Annotated in this window: 14 protein-coding genes; 1 reads left to right on the top strand and 13 read right to left on the bottom strand. The window is 41.5% G+C overall.

Translation table 11 applies throughout. The features are described from left to right. From C0V70_RS00175 to C0V70_RS00115, 13 genes are read right to left on the bottom strand one after another with little or no spacing between them, the layout of a single operon-like run. A complete protein-coding gene (locus tag C0V70_RS00175; protein WP_102241842.1) occupies window positions 1-1,485 on the bottom strand; it encodes a complex I subunit 4 family protein in 1,485 nt (494 codons plus the stop codon). 14 nt (window positions 1,486-1,499) lie between these two features. Then, window positions 1,500-3,485 carry an NADH-quinone oxidoreductase subunit L gene (gene nuoL, locus C0V70_RS00170; RefSeq protein WP_102241841.1) on the bottom strand — a complete coding sequence of 662 codons (1,986 nt, stop codon included), beginning with the start codon at window positions 3,483-3,485 and terminating at the stop codon, window positions 1,500-1,502. Between the two features lie 8 nt (window positions 3,486-3,493). Then, window positions 3,494-3,790, bottom strand: a complete 297-nt coding sequence (gene nuoK / locus C0V70_RS00165; RefSeq protein ID WP_102241840.1) for an NADH-quinone oxidoreductase subunit NuoK — start codon at window positions 3,788-3,790, stop codon at window positions 3,494-3,496. Further along, window positions 3,783-4,301, bottom strand: a complete 519-nt coding sequence (locus tag C0V70_RS00160) for an NADH-quinone oxidoreductase subunit J family protein (protein ID WP_102241839.1) — start codon at window positions 4,299-4,301, stop codon at window positions 3,783-3,785. Before C0V70_RS00160 ends, nuoK (C0V70_RS00165) begins: the two co-directional genes overlap by 8 nt. A gap of 2 nt (window positions 4,302-4,303) precedes the next feature. After that, window positions 4,304-5,353: an NADH-quinone oxidoreductase subunit NuoH gene (nuoH, locus tag C0V70_RS00155; RefSeq protein WP_102241838.1), complete on the bottom strand. Its 1,050-nt coding sequence runs from the start codon at window positions 5,351-5,353 to the stop codon at window positions 4,304-4,306. 1 nt (window position 5,354) lies between these two features. After that, window positions 5,355-5,714 carry an NADH-quinone oxidoreductase subunit A gene (locus C0V70_RS00150; protein ID WP_102241837.1) on the bottom strand — a complete coding sequence of 120 codons (360 nt, stop codon included), beginning with the start codon at window positions 5,712-5,714 and terminating at the stop codon, window positions 5,355-5,357. 20 nt (window positions 5,715-5,734) lie between these two features. Beyond that, a complete protein-coding gene (locus C0V70_RS00145; protein ID WP_102241836.1) occupies window positions 5,735-7,201 on the bottom strand; it encodes an NADH-quinone oxidoreductase subunit N in 1,467 nt (488 codons plus the stop codon). 25 nt (window positions 7,202-7,226) lie between these two features. After that, on the bottom strand, window positions 7,227-8,759 hold the full coding sequence (locus C0V70_RS00140) for a complex I subunit 4 family protein (RefSeq protein WP_102241835.1): 1,533 nt from the start codon (window positions 8,757-8,759) through the stop codon (window positions 7,227-7,229). 37 nt (window positions 8,760-8,796) lie between these two features. Further along, a complete protein-coding gene (gene nuoL, locus C0V70_RS00135) occupies window positions 8,797-10,962 on the bottom strand; it encodes an NADH-quinone oxidoreductase subunit L (RefSeq protein WP_102241834.1) in 2,166 nt (721 codons plus the stop codon). A 24-nt stretch (window positions 10,963-10,986) separates the two neighbouring features. Continuing rightward, the gene (gene nuoK / locus C0V70_RS00130) at window positions 10,987-11,292 is read right to left on the bottom strand and encodes an NADH-quinone oxidoreductase subunit NuoK (protein WP_102241833.1); all 306 of its coding nucleotides are present in this window, start codon (window positions 11,290-11,292) and stop codon (window positions 10,987-10,989) included. Continuing rightward, on the bottom strand, window positions 11,285-11,821 hold the full coding sequence (locus tag C0V70_RS00125; RefSeq protein ID WP_102241832.1) for an NADH-quinone oxidoreductase subunit J family protein: 537 nt from the start codon (window positions 11,819-11,821) through the stop codon (window positions 11,285-11,287). Before C0V70_RS00125 ends, nuoK (C0V70_RS00130) begins: the two co-directional genes overlap by 8 nt. Before the next feature lie 21 nt (window positions 11,822-11,842). Beyond that, window positions 11,843-13,039, bottom strand: a complete 1,197-nt coding sequence (gene nuoH / locus C0V70_RS00120) for an NADH-quinone oxidoreductase subunit NuoH (RefSeq protein ID WP_102241831.1) — start codon at window positions 13,037-13,039, stop codon at window positions 11,843-11,845. 2 nt (window positions 13,040-13,041) lie between these two features. Next, complete coding sequence (locus C0V70_RS00115) at window positions 13,042-13,476, bottom strand: NADH-quinone oxidoreductase subunit A (protein ID WP_102241830.1); 435 nt, start codon at window positions 13,474-13,476, stop codon at window positions 13,042-13,044. 98 nt (window positions 13,477-13,574) lie between these two features. On the opposite strand from C0V70_RS00115, the gene mfd reads away from it, so the two are divergent. Next, window positions 13,575-17,087: a transcription-repair coupling factor gene (gene mfd, locus C0V70_RS00110; protein ID WP_102241829.1), complete on the top strand. Its 3,513-nt coding sequence runs from the start codon at window positions 13,575-13,577 to the stop codon at window positions 17,085-17,087. Window positions 17,088-17,178 lie beyond the last annotated feature (91 nt).

Raw genomic sequence — 17,178 nt, 5'->3', positions numbered from 1 at the left:
TTATAAACCTTTATTTACAAAGAAATTAATTGTCCCATCAAAAAGTGACATAACCGCTTGTGGGTATAAACCAAAAACGATTGTCAGGATCGAAAGCACCAGAAGTGGAGTAGCTTCAAGAAGAGAGATATCTTTAAGCGACTTGTTTTCTTCGTGTTTCATTTCACCAAGAGCTGTCAGGTGGTACATCTTTAGAAGATAGATTGGCGACAACATGATCCCTGTTGCAGCTAAAACCGCTACCACTTTGTTCACCTGGTAAGTTCCCATGATCACCATGAATTCACCTACGAATCCACAAGTCATTGGAACGGCCATCGAACCTGCCGTGATGATAAAGAATAAAATAGCAAACTTTGGCATAACAGAAGCGATGCCTCCGTACATATCAAGTTTCTTAGTGTGAGTTCTTGTATAAAGATAGTGAACCCCGATGAAGAGACCCGGTGTCGAGATACCGTGAGCGATCATCTGAAAGATTGCTCCTTTAACAGCAAATGGGTTTTGCGAGAAAATACCCATAATAATGTAACCCATGTGCGAGATAGAAGAAAAAGCTACTAGCTTCTTAATATCTTTTTGTACCCATGCCGTCAGTGCTCCGTAGATAACCCCGATCGCTCCTAAATAAAGAACGATATCACGGTTAGCATCAACTGCTTCCGGGAATAATGGAATTACAAAACGAAGGAAACCGTAGATACCAAGCTTTAGAAGAATACCGGCAAGGATGATTGAACCTGCAGTTGGCGCTTCAACGTGAGCATCTGGTAACCATGAGTGGAATGGGAAAACTGGAACTTTTAAGAAGAAGGCGATCGAGAAAGACCAGAAGATTAAAGACTGAGGTGATAAGAACCCGTCGTATTTTAACCCAAGAGATCTGATGATTTCATAGTTCAGGTCGTATGAACCGTTGAACTTATAAGCAAGTGCCGACATGTAACACATAGACGCTAGCATTAGGATTGATCCTGCCGCTGTCATCATGAAGAACTTGAAAGAAGCGTAACGACGATTCTCTCCACCAAAAACTCCTACTAAGATGAATAGAGGAATTAGCATAACTTCCCAGAAAATGTAGAAGCCATATAGTGAAGTCGAAAGAAGTGATCCGTTTACTGCCCAAGTTAATAAAAACAGAAGGAAGTAATAAAGACGAAGCTTATCAGTCTTAATGTCCCAAGTTGTAATGACAACAATGAGAAGAAGGAATGCGTTCAGAAGAAGCAGTAATCCACTTAGACCATCCATTGCAAATGTGTATGACATGTTAAAAAACAGTGGCATATCAAACTTGAATAGAGTTGTTAAAACTCCAGTGTCCGGTAGATCAATGAACATCTTAACTGAGTAAGCAAGTGTTACAAGAGAACCGATTAGGGCCAGAAGCTTTACAGACTTCTCATTGTTTTTAGGCGCGAACATGAAGCCGATTGCCCAAATGAGAGGAATTAAAAACTTAATAAGAAATAATTGATCCATTTTAAATCCAATTTTTATCTAAAAATAAATGCGTTAAAAATTACTGTAAGAACAACTGCTAATCCGATAACGATATAAAGGATTCCCATTTCCAGCTTTTCTGGTTTGTTGTCATCTAATAAATGACCACCTTCAGTTGTTGCCTTCGTTACTAGTTTTACAATTCCGTTGATCACGTGTGCTTCAATAACATCAACCAGGAAGTGGCCGATTTGGTAAAGAGGCTTGATGATCGCCAGTTCATAGAACTCATCAACTTTGAATTTCGTTGAGCTGATTGTCCAAAGAGTAAGGAACTTAGCTTTTAGGCTGTCTCTCATCTTGTTGTGATCATTCTTCACATAAATGTAGTAAGCCAGACCCATTGAACAAAGGATCAGAACTGTCGTTACACCCATCATGATAAATTCAGTTTGAGCTGAAAGGTGAGCGTGTCCTTCTGTTTTAGCGACGAATCTTTCCAGGAATTCCTGGAAAAGACGAGCGTGCTCGTGGCTTAGAGCGTGTGGAAGACCAACGTATCCAGCTGCAAACGAACAGATTGCCAGGATGATTAGTGGAACAGTCATCACACTTGGAGACTCATGAATTTCATGGTGCCCGTGATTGTCGTGTCCATGGTCATCGTGTTTAGCGTGAGCGTGGTGATCATGGTGATCGTCATGCTTAGCTGGCTCAACGATGAAGACGAGAACTAACATTCTCATCATATAGAAAGCTGTCAGGAGTGCAGTGATTAGAGCAACTGAGTATAACCAAACACCGTTTCCAGGATTAGTTAAGGCCATCGCTAAAATTTCATCTTTAGAGAAGAATCCAGAGAACCCAGGGATACCGGCAATCGCCAGGAATCCAACTGTGAACGTCCAGAAAGTGATTGGCATTTTCTTTTTAAGTCCACCCATCTTAAAGATGTTTTGTTCGTGGTGACATCCGTAAATAACAGAAGCTGCACAAAGGAATAAAAGGGCCTTAAAGAAAGCGTGTGTGAAAACGTGGAACATACCTGTTGAGAATGCACCAACACCACAAGCTAAGATCATGTACCCAAGCTGAGAAACAGTTGAGTAAGCAAGGATCTTCTTAATATCTGTTTGGGTGATAGCAATCAGTGAAGCAAGTAGAGCTGTTAGAGCTCCAATCCATGCGATCACATCAAGAACAACCGGGAAGTGAACGATAACGTTTGAAACACGGCAAAGCATGAAGATACCTGCAGTAACCATCGTCGCCGCGTGCATTAGGGCAGAAACTGGAGTTGGACCCATCATCGCATCTGGAAGCCAGATGAATAGAGGGATCTGGGCCGACTTACCACAAGCACCAAGAACCAGAAGTAAGCTTGAAGCAATCAGGATTTCTTTGTTAGCTAAGATGATGCTCATATCTGGGTGCTGAAGATCTTTGAAAGATAGAGTGTTGAACACAAGTGCAAACCCGATCATCCCAAGAACCAGACCAAAGTCTCCCACGCGGTTAGCAAGGAAAGCTTTTTTAGCTGCATTACCGTTTTTAGTATGTTCATACCAGAAACCGATTAGAAGGTAAGAAGATAGACCTACACCTTCCCATCCCATGAAAAGAACAAGGAAGTTCTCACCGTGAACAAGAAGAAGCATTGAGAAAGCAAATAGGGCGAAGAAGGCAAAGAACTTTCCAACTTTTTCCTCGTGGTCCATATAACCAATTGAGAAGAAAGCAATAGCACTACCAATCCCTGTAACCATTAAGCTCAGGATAACAGCAAGTTCGTCCATTACGAATGCGATATCAAATTTGATATCCCCGTATTGCATCCACTGCCATAGGTGAACCGTCACTGGCCCGTTCTTTAGGACATGAAGCGAAGTCATGACAACTAAGATGAACGAAATAAACAGTGATAGGAAAGTAATGATACCGGCCTGTACATTATTTAACTTATTTCTAATCAAAGCAGAGTTAAGTAAGAATGCCAGTAAAGGAAAGAAAGGAATCAGCGCCAGATAGTTTTCGTACATAAGAACTCTTACTCGGTTATGATTTTAATATCGTCTGTATAAATTGTTTGCTTCTTTCTATAAAGCGCGATGATTAAGCTTAATCCGATCGCAACTTCACATGCCGACACGATGATCATGAAGAAAACCAGAATTTGAGATTCTAATAATCCAGTCGAACGAGAAAAAAGAATTGTCAGAAGACCTACTGCTCCCATCATTAATTCAAGACATAGAAGGATAGAGATAAGGTCTTTTTTAAAAATTGTACCTAAAAGGCCAAGAGTGAATAAAAACCCGGCCAGGTAATAATAAATACTACTCATTTGCTTCCTCCTGCTCGTGCTTAACAGCTTTCTCGTGACCAGTGATCACTACACACGCAACCAGAGCGGCTAAAAGAAGAACTGTCGCCATTTCAAACGGCAGGTAATAAACCGAGAAAAGTTTATCAAACAGTGACTTCATTGAATTATCAGTAAGGTTAACTGTTGTTAGAACCTCAATATTGTTGTTTACGATAAGAGCAAACACACCAAGGATAACCAGGACAGTGACACCAGCAACAATCAGCTTCACTTTTCCTCTTTCACGGTTGTTTTGGAATTGCTCAAGGTTGATAAGCATCATTACGAAGACGAAAAGGATCGCGATCGCACCGGCGTTAACCAGGACCTGGATAGCTGCAAGAAATACAGTCCCTAATTGGAAGTAAATCATCCCGATACAAACTAATGTCATCAGGAGTGAAAGAGCGGCCACAACCGTTCTTTTTGAAAAAACTACTAAAAGAGCAAACACCATCGTAACGATGGTCAGTAGAATATCAGTTGCCATAATTATTGATTCCTAAAATATACAAAGAGAACAGTTACAATAAGGTTAACAAGCCCTAATGGTAATAAACGCTCCCATCCTAAGTGCATTAATTGATCGTAACGGAATCTTGGGAATGTCCAACGAACCCATACGAAGAACCAGATCATCAGAGCAACTTTAGTAATCAAAGAAACCATCTGAAGAATTGGAAGGACAAACGGCGATGAAGTCGGGATTAAATCCATACCTGGAAGTAGACTGTATCCACCGAAGAAAAGAATAATGAAAATCATCGAAAGTGCGATCATGTGGATATATTCCGCCATGAAAAAGATCGCAAATTTCATTGAAGAATACTCTAAGTGGAAACCAGCAACGATCTCTGATTCACCTTCTGCAAGGTCGAATGGAAGACGGTTTGATTCAGCAAAGATACCTACAAGGAATAGAAGACATGCAAGTGGTTGCATGAACACACCCCATTTTGGCAGGAATCCAAACCAGTAACCAGTTTGAGCTTCAACCATCACGTGGATGTCGTTAGTTCCGTAAACGAAGATCATCGCAACAAGAGCTGCTGAAAGTGAAAGTTCGTATGAAACCATCTGAGCACAGGCACGAAGTGCACCAAGCATTGAGTATTTGTTGTTTGATGCCCATCCAGCAAGAAGAATCCCGTAAGACCCTAAAGCTGAAACAGCAAAAGCAAAGAAGATCCCCATGTCACTTCTAAAAACTTCCGGGAAAATTGTCATTCCGAAAGCCTCAAAAGGAGCGGCAACAGGAATACATGCAAGTGGAAGAAGTGCCACAACCAGAGCAACTAGTGGAGCTGCCGGGTAGAAGAACGGACGAACGTGAGAAGGATAAACTTCTTCTTTGAACATGAACTTCGCAACGTCAGCAAGTGGCTGAAGAAGTCCGAACGGTCCAACACGGTTTGGTCCAAGTCTTCTTTGGATGAAAGCCGCGCCTCTTCTTTCTACGTGAATAATAAGCGGTAGTGCACCCAGGGGAAGACCCAGGATGATTACAGTTTTGACTAATATTTCAAGAATCGTTTCTAACATCTTATTTTTCCCACTCTAGCGCTTTTGAATTGATAACAAAGATGTATCCAACTAGTAAGACGGCCATGAAGAAGATAAATCCCGCCACCATAAAACCAAGGTTGCTTGCATTGTTATAAGCAAGTGCCCACGGAAGAAGGAACACAATTTCCACGTCGAAAAGAAGGAACATAATCGCCGTAAGATAGAACTTAATGTCGTACTGTCTTGTGGCACTTCCAACCGGGTTTACCCCTGATTCGTAAATGTCATTGGTTCTTACTTGTTTAGCTTTTTGGCCAAGGAAGTTTGAAATAAACATCAGCACGAGCCCCAGGGCCGTGCAGATGATTAAGAAAATTGTAAAAGATAAAAATTCCATTAGTTAATCCCACTCTTTAATTACTGAATGAATAACTTTGCGTTGCCAGCTAGAGACATAATGCTTTCCCAGAAAATCCCTAGTGTGAAAATTGGCAGAGTCATTGAAACAATAATCATCTGGTTTAAGAATCCGAAACCTTCGATTTCTTCATCAGACTCTTGAGGTTTAAGAGTCATTAGACGAACGATCTTCAGATAGTAGTAAGCTGACACAACTGAGTTTAACCCCAGGATGATTGCCAGCGTGTAGTTCTTAGTTGCAACCAGTGAAGCCAGGATGTTGTACTTCGCTACGAACCCAGCTAATGGCGGAAGACCAGTTAGTGAGAACATAGTTACGGCCATCATCACTGCCATAAATGGGTATCTGAAAGCAAGGCCCGAGAAACGGTCGAAGTTATCGTTGCCGTATTTATCCTGAACGATGCTTGTGATGTAGAAAGCAACAAGAGTCATGAAAAGGTATGTGATTCCGTAGAAAACTACTGAACGAACACCAACATCATTAATAACAACAAGACCAGCAAGCATTACACCAGCGTGAGAGATTGATGAATAAGCCAGCATTCTCTTAACTGATTTTTGCCCGATAGCTGTTACGTTACCAACTGTCATAGTAAGTGCTGAAATCACCAGCATTAATCCAACCCATCCAATTTTAAGAGTTGAATCCACTGTGAAGAACGTAGCCGAGATTCTGATTAGAACTGCGATCCCTGCTAGTTTTGGAACGATCGCAAAGAAAGTTGTTACTGGAGTAGGGGATCCTTCGTAAACATCTGGTGACCACATGTGGAAAGGAACAGATGCGATCTTGTATCCGATACCAGCAAAGAAAAGAACAAATGAAGGCATGATGATCGCTAGTTGAGCTGTCGTTAACGTCGGGATCATTTTTGCAACACCAGCAAACTGGATTGTTCCAAGAACACCGAAGATATGTGACAGACCAAAAAGCATGATACCTGCTGAAACCCCACCGTAAAGAGCGTACTTAAGACCAGCTTCGCTTGATCTCTCGTCATTCTTTTTGAAAGAGGCCATTACATATGAAAGGATCGAAAGTGTTTCGATACCGATATAAAGAGTCAGCATGTTGTTTGCTGAAGCTAGAAGGAATCCCCCGATAAGGATACCAACTGCCATGATCGCAAACTCTGTTTTAAGAGTTTCGTAAATGTCTCTTGAAAAACGGCTCAGGTAGATAGCTGCGATTGTTCCAAGAACCATCACCATCTTTAGAAGAGTAGAGAAGTCATCAATCACAACTGCGTTGCTAAAGATTGCTTCTGCTTTTCCACCAAGGTTTGCCAGAAGTGCAGCGAAAGTCGCCACAAGTCCGATCATGCTCGTGATGAAGATATATCTTCTATTCTTTTCATCTTCTTTATAAGTCGTTTCAAGAATAATAAGGCCAACCATTAAAAGCACCAGAATAACTTCTGGAACATAACGACCGATACTTGCCAAATAATTTAAATGCATCTCTTTATCCTAATCTAATCTTTAACTAGAAAGTTGCTAGTAACGAAACCAGTTGTCCTACTGAAGCTTTCATAATGTTCAGGATTGGCGAAGGCCAGATACCAAACAGGATTACAGCAACACAAAGTGGAAGCATGTAAAACACTTCAAGCTTAGTCATATCTTCGTATTCTTTAACTTCAGGGTTAACTTCTCCAAAGAACATTCTCTTGAACATCCATAGAAGGTAGGCAGCACCAATAAGAAGACCAAATAGTGCAAGAACCGTGATAGTTGTGAAACGTTGGTAGATCCCTAGGAAGATAAGGGCTTCAGAGATAAATCCTGAAAGACCTGGAAGTCCCATAGATGCGAACATACCGATGATGAAGATGATCGAGTAAACTGGAAGTTGTGTATAAAGTCCGCCGTATCCACGTGATCCATCTGGCTTAACGATCCATCTGTGGTGAGATCTTTCGTATAGAAGACCGATCATGAAGAACATCATAGCTGTTGATGTACCGTGGTTGAACATCTGAAGAACCGCTCCGTTAACACCTTGAACAGTCATTGCTGCAAGTCCAAGCATTACGAATCCCATGTGAGATACTGAAGAGTAAGCGATAAGTTTCTTAACATCGTTCTGGGCCATCGCACATAGAGCACCGTAGATAACGTTAATTAATCCAAGCCATGCGATTGCAGTAGAGAAATATTTAGCCGCTTCTGGGAAAATTGGGAACGCGATTCTTAGGAATCCGTATGTACCCATCTTTAGTAGAACCCCTGCCAGGATAACTGAGATCGCTGTTGGAGCTTGTACGTGAGCGTGTGGTAACCAAGTGTGGAAAGGGAAAACCGGAACTTTGATTGCAAACCCAACAAACATGAAGATGAAGAAAAGTTTAGCAAACGATAATGTCTGGCCGAAAATAGTAACTGTAAGTTGAGAGAACTTCCCGCCTGAAAGAGCAAGGATATTGAATGAATCAACTGATTGGTTAGTTGCAAAGTAAAGAGCCACGATACCAACAAGCATTAAAATCGATCCAAAGAATGTATAAAGGAAGAATTTAACAGCAGCGTATTCTCTGTTTTCTCCACCCCATACCCCGATAAGGAAGAACATAGGAATTAGCATTACTTCCCAGTAAACGTAGAACAGGAAGAAATCTAGTGCGAAAAATACCCCGAATACTGTCGACTGAAGAAGTAGAAGTAGAGCGAAGTAAGCTTTGATAGATTTTTTGATCTGTGTCCATGAAGACAGGATACAAAGCATGAATAGTAATCCAGTAAGGAGAACCATCGGAAGTGAGATCCCATCCACACCAAGGCGGTAGAAAATGTTAAATTGCGAAATCCATGGGATCGCAATATTAAATGCATTTTGCATTCCTGCCTGAGTCTGATCGAACTTACAGTATAGTACTAAAGTAAGAGCAAACGTAATAACAGTGTTGATAAGTGCCCAACTCTTAATCCAAGTAGTTTTGTCCTTTGGCATAAGTAATACACCAAGAACTCCCAACATAGGCATCCACAGAATCCAACTTAATAAATTTGAACCGGCCACCGGTTATCTCCCTGAGAAAAGTTACTATATAAAAAAACTAAAATCTTAATGTTAAAACGTAGCTAGCTAATACAACAACCAGGACTACAAAGTACAATTGCACTCGCCCTGATTGAAGTGTGCGAAGTAGAACGTTCATTAAACGAACACTTGCTCCTGTTCCATCAACCATTCCGCTGTCGACGATATTGTTGTCGATCCAACGAGAAATGTTATAGGCCCAACGGTTAAGAACCGCAGTTCCATCGATAACCATTGCATCGTAGAAATCCCAGTCAAACTTCGCCAGAAGCGCATTGAATGGAACCAGTCCTTTTTGAATGATTTTTCCGATATAAAGGTCGTCGAAGTAGTACTTGCCTTGAAGAGCTCTTCTCCATCCAGCAAACGTTTCTGCCCACCATCCAGGGTTAAGAGTTTTCTTCACGTACATTGAGTAAGCGATGAAGATCCCCGCGAAAGCGATGATGATCGACATAACCGCACCGATTTTGTGAACCAGGTGAACGTGGTGAGCTCTGTGATCATCCATTCCGTGATTAGCATCGTAAGCTGCTTTTGGAAGCTCAACTTTGTCACGAGTATCTGTTGTTCCGAAATCTTCTTTTTCATAGTGAGCAAAGTGCTCCAGGTGAGCGACTTCTGGTTTGTGAATTAAAGTCTGGAACCATTCGTATTTTGATCCGAAAACGTTTACTTCTCCCTGACCCGTGAAAGACCCAGAGTAGAATAGACCAAGTGTGAACACAGAAAGGATTAGTAGAGGAACGTTTGAGTTCCATCCAATGTGTTCGTCATGAGCGTGGTCGTAAATGTGGTGATCGCGTGGCTCTCCAAAGAAAGTTAAGAACAGCATTCTGAACATGTAGAAAGCTGTTAGAAGTGCACCACCAAATCCAAGTAGAGCTACCGGGATATAGGCTTTGTTATCAAGGGCCATTACAAGAGCGTCACCAAGGATTCTATCCTTAGAAACAAATCCTGAGAAGAACGGAACTCCGGCAATAGCAAAACAGCAAAGTAGCATTGCGAAGAATGTATATGGAAGCTTCTTACGAAGACCACCCATTTGTGGCATTTCCTGGCAGTGGATTGAGTGGATAACTGAACCAGCTGAAAGGAATAGACATGCTTTAAATACAGCGTGAGTAATTAAGTGCATGAAAGCAGCGTTGTATGAACCAACACCGATACCAATAACCATGTAACCAAGCTGAGAAATTGTTGAGTAGGCAAGAACCGCTTTTAGATCCGTCTGGATCAGGGCGATTGTAGCAGCTCCGAAAGCTGTGATTGCACCGATGTAAGCGATGAACATAGTGATATGTCCAGCTTCCATAAGTGGGAAAACTCTTAGTGAAAGGTAAACCCCAGCGGCAACCATTGTTGCAGCGTGGATTAGGGCCGAACATGGAGTCGGTCCAAACATCGCATCTGGTAGCCAAACGTGGATTGGGAACTGAGCTGATTTACCCATTGTACCTGCAAAAATACAAAGAGCCGCGATAGTTGCGATTGGAAGAGCTAAACCGAATGCATTGAAAGTTCCTGCGAATTTTCCAGCTCCGATAGCTGCATAAAGATCAACGAAAGTTGTGCTTCCTGCAAGAACCCAAATAATAAGGATACCCATTAGGAAGAAAACGTCCCCAACTCTTGTTGTCATGAAAGCTTTCATTGAAGCGTTTCCGGCACCTTCTTTCTCGTAGTAGAAACCAATTAGAGAGTAAGAACAGAATCCCATTAACTCCCAGAAGATGAACACTGAAAGCAGGTTGTCTGAAACAACAAGTCCAAGCATCGCTGAAGTAAAGAGAGACATATAAACGAAGAAGCGGGCAAAGCGCGCATCATCGTGCATGTACCAAGTTGAGAAAACATGGATCAGGGTCGCAACGGCCGTAACCATTAAAAGCATAGTTGCTGTCATGTTATCTATATAGATACCCATGTTTACTTTAAACAGGTGTTCACCGGCACTTAAGTCAAACCAGGTGAAAACTTTGTGGATGTGGTAGTTAACAGCATATACGTTTTGAAAATCTAAGAAGATTCTTAAAGCGTAAATAAATGAACCGAAAATTGCCAATGTACTTAGTGCTACTGCTGCGATCGGAACGCGTTTTGCCAGGAAAACGTTAATCACGAAAGCAAAGAACGGTAGTAGTACAATAGGTGCAACGGTTGAGATTGTGTAATCCATAGTCTCTATATCCTTACCTTTATATTAGTTCTGTAGTGTTGCCGCATCGTCAATATGGATGCTTTCTCTTAACTGGAAGAATCTGATAACGATCCCTAATCCAACCGCAGCTTCAGCAGCAGCGATAACAATAATGAAAAGACTCATAATATGTCCCTCAAGATTGCCGTTAGCGAATTTTGTATAAGCCGCGAAGTTAAGCGCCGAAGCGTTAAGGATAAGCTCGATCCCTAATAACATTGCGATAATATTTTTTCTTGCGACCATAACCATAACGCCGCAAAGAAATAGAATGAATGAAATGCCTAAGTAGGCGCCTAAACTAATCATGGATTTCTTTCCTTGGTCTAGAAATTACTGCTGCACCAATAAGAGCGCCCAGTAGTAGAACCGATGAAATTTCAAAAGCTAAGATGTGATCTGTCGCTAAAAGTGTTCCAATTCTTTCAACAGTCGGAGCATTGTCTGTCGCAACTAAAGTCCCGCTGTTTCTAAAAACAGGAACCAGTACCTTAATAAGGACTGCCGCTGAAACAAGGGCCGCGAAACCAGCAAAGAAGAAAGTCTTTGGGTTACCCATTGCCGGGATTTTCTCAAGACCATATTTGTTTACGCGGTTTCCAGAACCACCTGTAAGCATGATCGCGAAAAGCATTAGAATGATAACCCCACCAGCGTAAACAACTAACTGAGTTGCCGCCAGGAAGTCAGCTCCAATACAAGCGTAAAGACCAGCCACTCCAAATAATGAAGCAAGAAGGTAGATACAAGCGTGCATCAGGTTTTTACTCACAACAACTGCCACTGCCCCACCAATAGTGAGTAATGCAGAAACTAAAAAGAGTGTATTTGAAAACACAGTATTCTCCCTATCCTTTAATTAGTGATGAGCACCGCCGCCAGAAGCAGCTGCCATAATTAAAGTAAAAATTGATTTTCCATCAAATGCATACATCCAGATCGCGCAACCTAATAGGTTGAAAATTGCGATTGGAGTTAAGTATTTCCAACAAAGTGTCATCAGTTGGTCAACGCGAAGACGTGGAAGCGTCCAACGTACCCAGATAACTACATAGTAAAGAGCCAGAGTTTTTGTGAAGAAAGCTCCAAGTTCAAGAAGCTGTCCAACGTTTTGAGCAAGCATTGCATCTAGGCCAAGCTTCTCAACAAGGATCGCTCCAGATCCCAGGTCGAAAGGAACTTTGTATCCACCAAGGAATAGGGCAACTGCAACACCACAAACAACGAAAACTTCGATGTATTCGGCAAGAGCGAATAGACCGAACTTCATACCAGAGTATTCAGTGTGGTAACCAGAAACTAGTTCAGATTCCGCCTCAGGTAGATCGAATGGTGCACGGTTTGTTTCAGCAAGAGCTGAGATGAAGTAAACAAAGAAGCCGATGAAAGCAAACGGGTTGTGAAGCAAGAACCACTCGTGTGGTGCTCCACCTTGACCGTTGATCAATGTTTTCATTGATAATCCACCAGCAAGAAGAACGATTGAGATGATTGTGATTGTAGCCGGGATTTCGTAAGAGATAATTTGTGAAGCACCTCTCATACCACCAAGCATAGACCACTTTGAGTTTGAAGCGTATCCACCAAGGAAAACACCAACACCCACAAGAGAGGCCATACCAACAAGATAGAAAATACCAACGTTAAGATCCGCCAGCATGAAACCACTTGAGTAAGGGACAACTGCTAGAGTTGCGAACACACCAACCATACAAAGAACAGGAGCAAGGTTGAAAGTAAACCTGTCTGCATTTGTTGTAATGATGTCTTCTTTTAGGATCATCTTCACCCCGTCGGCCAGGAATTGAAGAAGACCAAATGGACCAACACGGTTTGGACCCACACGAGCTTGAAGATCGGCTGAGATCTTTCTTTCAGCGTATGTACCAAGACCACCGATTGTTGCCATAACTCCAACGATGATGAGTGCGAAGATTGCGAAGATAATAAAAGCAACGAGTGAAGAAGCATCAAAGCCTAAAACTTTTGAAAGCCATCCAACTACGTTTTGAAACTCATTCGATTGTGCAAAATATGATACTACAGTTGAATTCATGCCTAGTCCTTTTTCCCGAAAGTAGGTGCATCCTGGTTGACGTGCTGAAAGCTTTTAACCCAGTCAAGGTCGCCTTTTTTCCAGCAGTAGACAATCCCAGCAACAAGAACAAGAACGAAAGTAAGGATCGACATAAGAAGCGTCCCACCCATTCCGATTTCATTGAATTTTTTGAACACAGCCGCTACAGGAAACATCAAAGCACTTTCAACATCGAAAATAATGAAGATTAGCGCGATAACGTAGAAACGGATGTTAAAGTTCGCCCAAGCAGTACCAACAGGCTCTTCACCACACTCGTATGCAGTTTCCTTCAGTTTGTTTGGGTTGTGAGGGCGAATTAAGCTCCCCAAAAAGAGTGATCCACCTGCCACAAGTAGTGCGAGCGCAATTAAAATTACGACGGGCATGTAGACGTCTAGATTAAATGTCGACATCTTGATCTCCGAGAAAAAAATCCTATTTTTTTAGTTTCCTTAGATTACACGAAAATATAATATCTTGGAAATGTTTTATTAGTTGAAATGATAGTCATATGAGTCACTTTAATTCCCTGCTTCAAAAGATCTTAGAATGGGATGAACATGCTTCATCTCCACTAAATTTATACGGTGCAACCACGGAGCAGTGGTCGTTCATTCTCAACACATTTTTGCGAGAAAATACGAAATTATTTCTTAAGAAATCGCAACTGATCATTGCCCCTACAAACGACGAAGCCGAAGATTTTTTCAACTCTCTTCAGTTGGCCCAGAGCGAAAACAGCATAGAATTAATGTTTTACCCTGGACTTGAAGCATCGCCGTATTCCGGAGTGATTTCCTCTGAGAAAAACTTTTATGATCGACTTGAAGTGTTGAGCAAACTCACGAGACTTGATCAAACGAAAACAAAATTTATTCTTATCACAAGCTTTGAAGCACTCTCACTCAGAACACCTCCGAGACAGTTCTTCAATGAATTTAGTTTTATCATCAGGCCAGATGACATCATCGCACCAATTGACCTTGCAAAAAAATTGGTGAGCATGGGGTATTCTTCGGCCACATCTGTCGAAGAACCTGGAACATTTATTCAAAAAGGGCAGATCTTCGACATCTACCCAGTTGGTGGCAACCCCGTGAGACTGTCGTACTTCGATGATTTAATCGAAAGTATTTTTGCCATCGATTTAGATACGCAAAAAACACTGCGTGATCATTCGATAAATACTGTTTGTATCACACCGGCCGCAGGAATCCTGGCACATCATGATTTTCCTGTGACTTTAAGAGAAAATCTTCCACAACCAGGACCAGCGTTTAAAAATAAATTCGAATTCAGAAAAGCGCTCTTTGCACGCCTGAGTGACGGACTTCTTTTTGAAAATTATCCGGTCTACGTGCCATTATTTTTCAAAGACCCGGAAACAATTTTTCATTATTTCGATCTCGCGCAAACTCAAGTTAGCATCTTAAACGCTAATGAAACGGAAAGAGCTTATCTTGAATATGCAGAGGGAATGCGTTTTGAGTTTGATAATGCTGAAGAAAACATCAACAGCGAAAACATTCTTCCGATTTACAATAAAATTTATGATTTTTCTTTCATCGACAACATGAAAGACAGCAAAGTTATTTTGGTTGATCAACTCAACCTCAACATGACTTTTGGTGATATTGCCGATTCCGTTGACCTGCGTTTAATTAAAACAAAAACGTTTTTAAACGAACACATCAACCCGGCCCTTTCAAAACCTGAATACATTAAGGCTGCACTCGATTTTATCAAGAAGCACTTTGAGTATCAGGGGAAAATTTATTTTTCTTCTTATAGTGATTCATCAAAAGGTGAGATTCAGCACTTGATTGACCTTCAGGGTTTTTCTGGTGATTTGAAAAAGAGAATAGAATTTTTACCGTTCAGGGTTTCTGAGGGTTTTTACTATGAAGGCGAGAAATTTCTGATCATCAGTGACGGAGACTTGTTTGCTGCTAAAAAAACGAAAGCTCAGAAATACAAAAAAGTTGACCTCGATCTTTTCGCTGAACAACTGGCGACACTTAAAAGCGGTGACTATGTTATTCACAGTGAATATGGAGTCGGTGAATATCTAGGTCTTGAAGCGCTGGATATCGCCGGTGATAAGAGTGATTTCCTCGTTTTAAAATATGCCGACAACGATAAAGTTTATGTTCCGGTTTATAAATTAAACCTGATTCAAAAACATGCTGATGCTGCTGCCTCTTTAAAATCGGACAGCCTTCGCACTAATAAGTTTCAGGTTCTAAAAGCTAAAGCACGTACATCGGCCAAGGCCCTGGCCTTTGATCTTTTAAAACTACAGGCCGAAAGACAGTCTTCTTCTGCTTACGCTTTTTCTCCTCCCGATCATTTGTATAAAGAATTTGAACTGGCCTTCCCATTTGAAGAGACACCAGATCAGGCGCGCGCCATTCAGGAAGTGCTCGAGGCCATGCAAAAACCTGTGCCAATGGATTATCTGGTTTGTGGCGACGTTGGTTTTGGTAAAACTGAAGTGGCCATGCGTGCCGCTTTCAAAGCTGTTGAAGACAGAAAGCAAGTTGCAGTCCTGGTACCAACAACCATTCTGGCGCTTCAACACTACAACTCTTTTTCAAAGCGCTTTAAAGAATTCCCAGTTCGCATCGAGTTTATCTCGCGCTTTAAATCAGCGAAAGAATCTAAGGAAATCTTAGAGAAAGCAGAAAAAGGGGAGATCGATATCTTAATCGGGACTCACAAACTTCTTTCAAACCAATTAAAATTCTCTGATCTTGGATTGGTTATTGTCGATGAAGAGCAGCGCTTTGGAGTTGGACATAAAGAGAAGCTAAAACTCATGAAAGCTTCGGTTGATTTCCTGACTTTAACAGCAACTCCGATTCCTCGCACATTGCAAATGGCCTTCCTTGGTCTGCGCGATTTATCACTGATTAAAACAGCACCTCCAAGACGTCAGTCAATTAAAAGTTACGTTATTAAAGAAGACGAACTCACCATTCAGAATGCTCTTCAAAAAGAGCTTCAACGTGGGGGACAAGTCTTTGTTGTTCACAATAAAGTAAGCGACATAGAACAATACGCGGCTTCAATTAGAGAACTTGTTCCCGAAGCAAAAATCACTTTTGCTCACGGGCAAATGGGTGAAAAAGAACTCGAAGACCGCATTAACTCTTTTTACAATGGTCAATACCAGGTCCTTATCGCCACAACAATTATTGAATCGGGGATTGATATTCCCAATGCCAATACGATGATCATCGACCGCGCCGACACTTACGGTCTGGCACAACTACATCAGCTACGAGGAAGAATCGGACGCTCAGATAAAAAAGCCTACGCTTACTTTGTTGTCCCACGCATGCGCGAAATTTCGACAATCGCCCAAAAGAGGCTACACGCTCTGCAAACTTACGCTGATATGGGTGCTGGATTTAACATTGCTTCTGTCGACTTAGAAATCCGCGGGGCCGGCGATATTTTAGGAGCGACACAATCCGGGCACGTCGAAGCAGTTGGGCTTGAGCTCTATATGGAACTTCTAAAAGATGCCATCCATGAACTGCGTGGTGAAAGAAAAATTCTTAAAAAGGACATCGAAATTCTCACACCATTTCCGGCCTTCATTCCAAATCACTACATCAGTGATGCAAGCGAGCGCCTGAAGCAGTACAAACGTCTTTCAAACTGTGAAACTCATCAACTTTTGGAAAATATCAGAGAAGAATTCCAGGATGTTTACGGACTTTTCAGCGAAGAGCTTTCAAATCTATTTATGGTTTTAGAAACGAGAATTTTCCTGCAAACACTTGGACTAAAATCTGTTCAGGTTGGTGGAACGGCCATTACATTAAAGTTTGATAAGCAGTTTCTTGAAGCCAACCCAGATCTGCGTGATCGCGTAGTGAACTTCTTTATCTCAAGACCAAAAATCTATCAATTTACTCCAGATTATCGAGTTATCTATAACCAAAAAACAGCGGTCACTCAGAATGACTTACTCAAGTTTTCTAAGTCGATTAGTGAACATTTAATTCCATCTTAGCATTCCTGAAACTCTTAAAAATATCTGATCTTATTAATAGACTAAAACCGGTAAAATGCTCCACTGGAGCATTTTTTCAGGAATTTACACT

Source organism: Bacteriovorax stolpii (assembly GCF_002872415.1).
Classification (GTDB): domain Bacteria; phylum Bdellovibrionota; class Bacteriovoracia; order Bacteriovoracales; family Bacteriovoracaceae; genus Bacteriovorax; species Bacteriovorax stolpii.
Note: the sequence above shows the minus strand (reverse complement) of the source record. Positions and strands in the feature narration are given on the sequence as shown.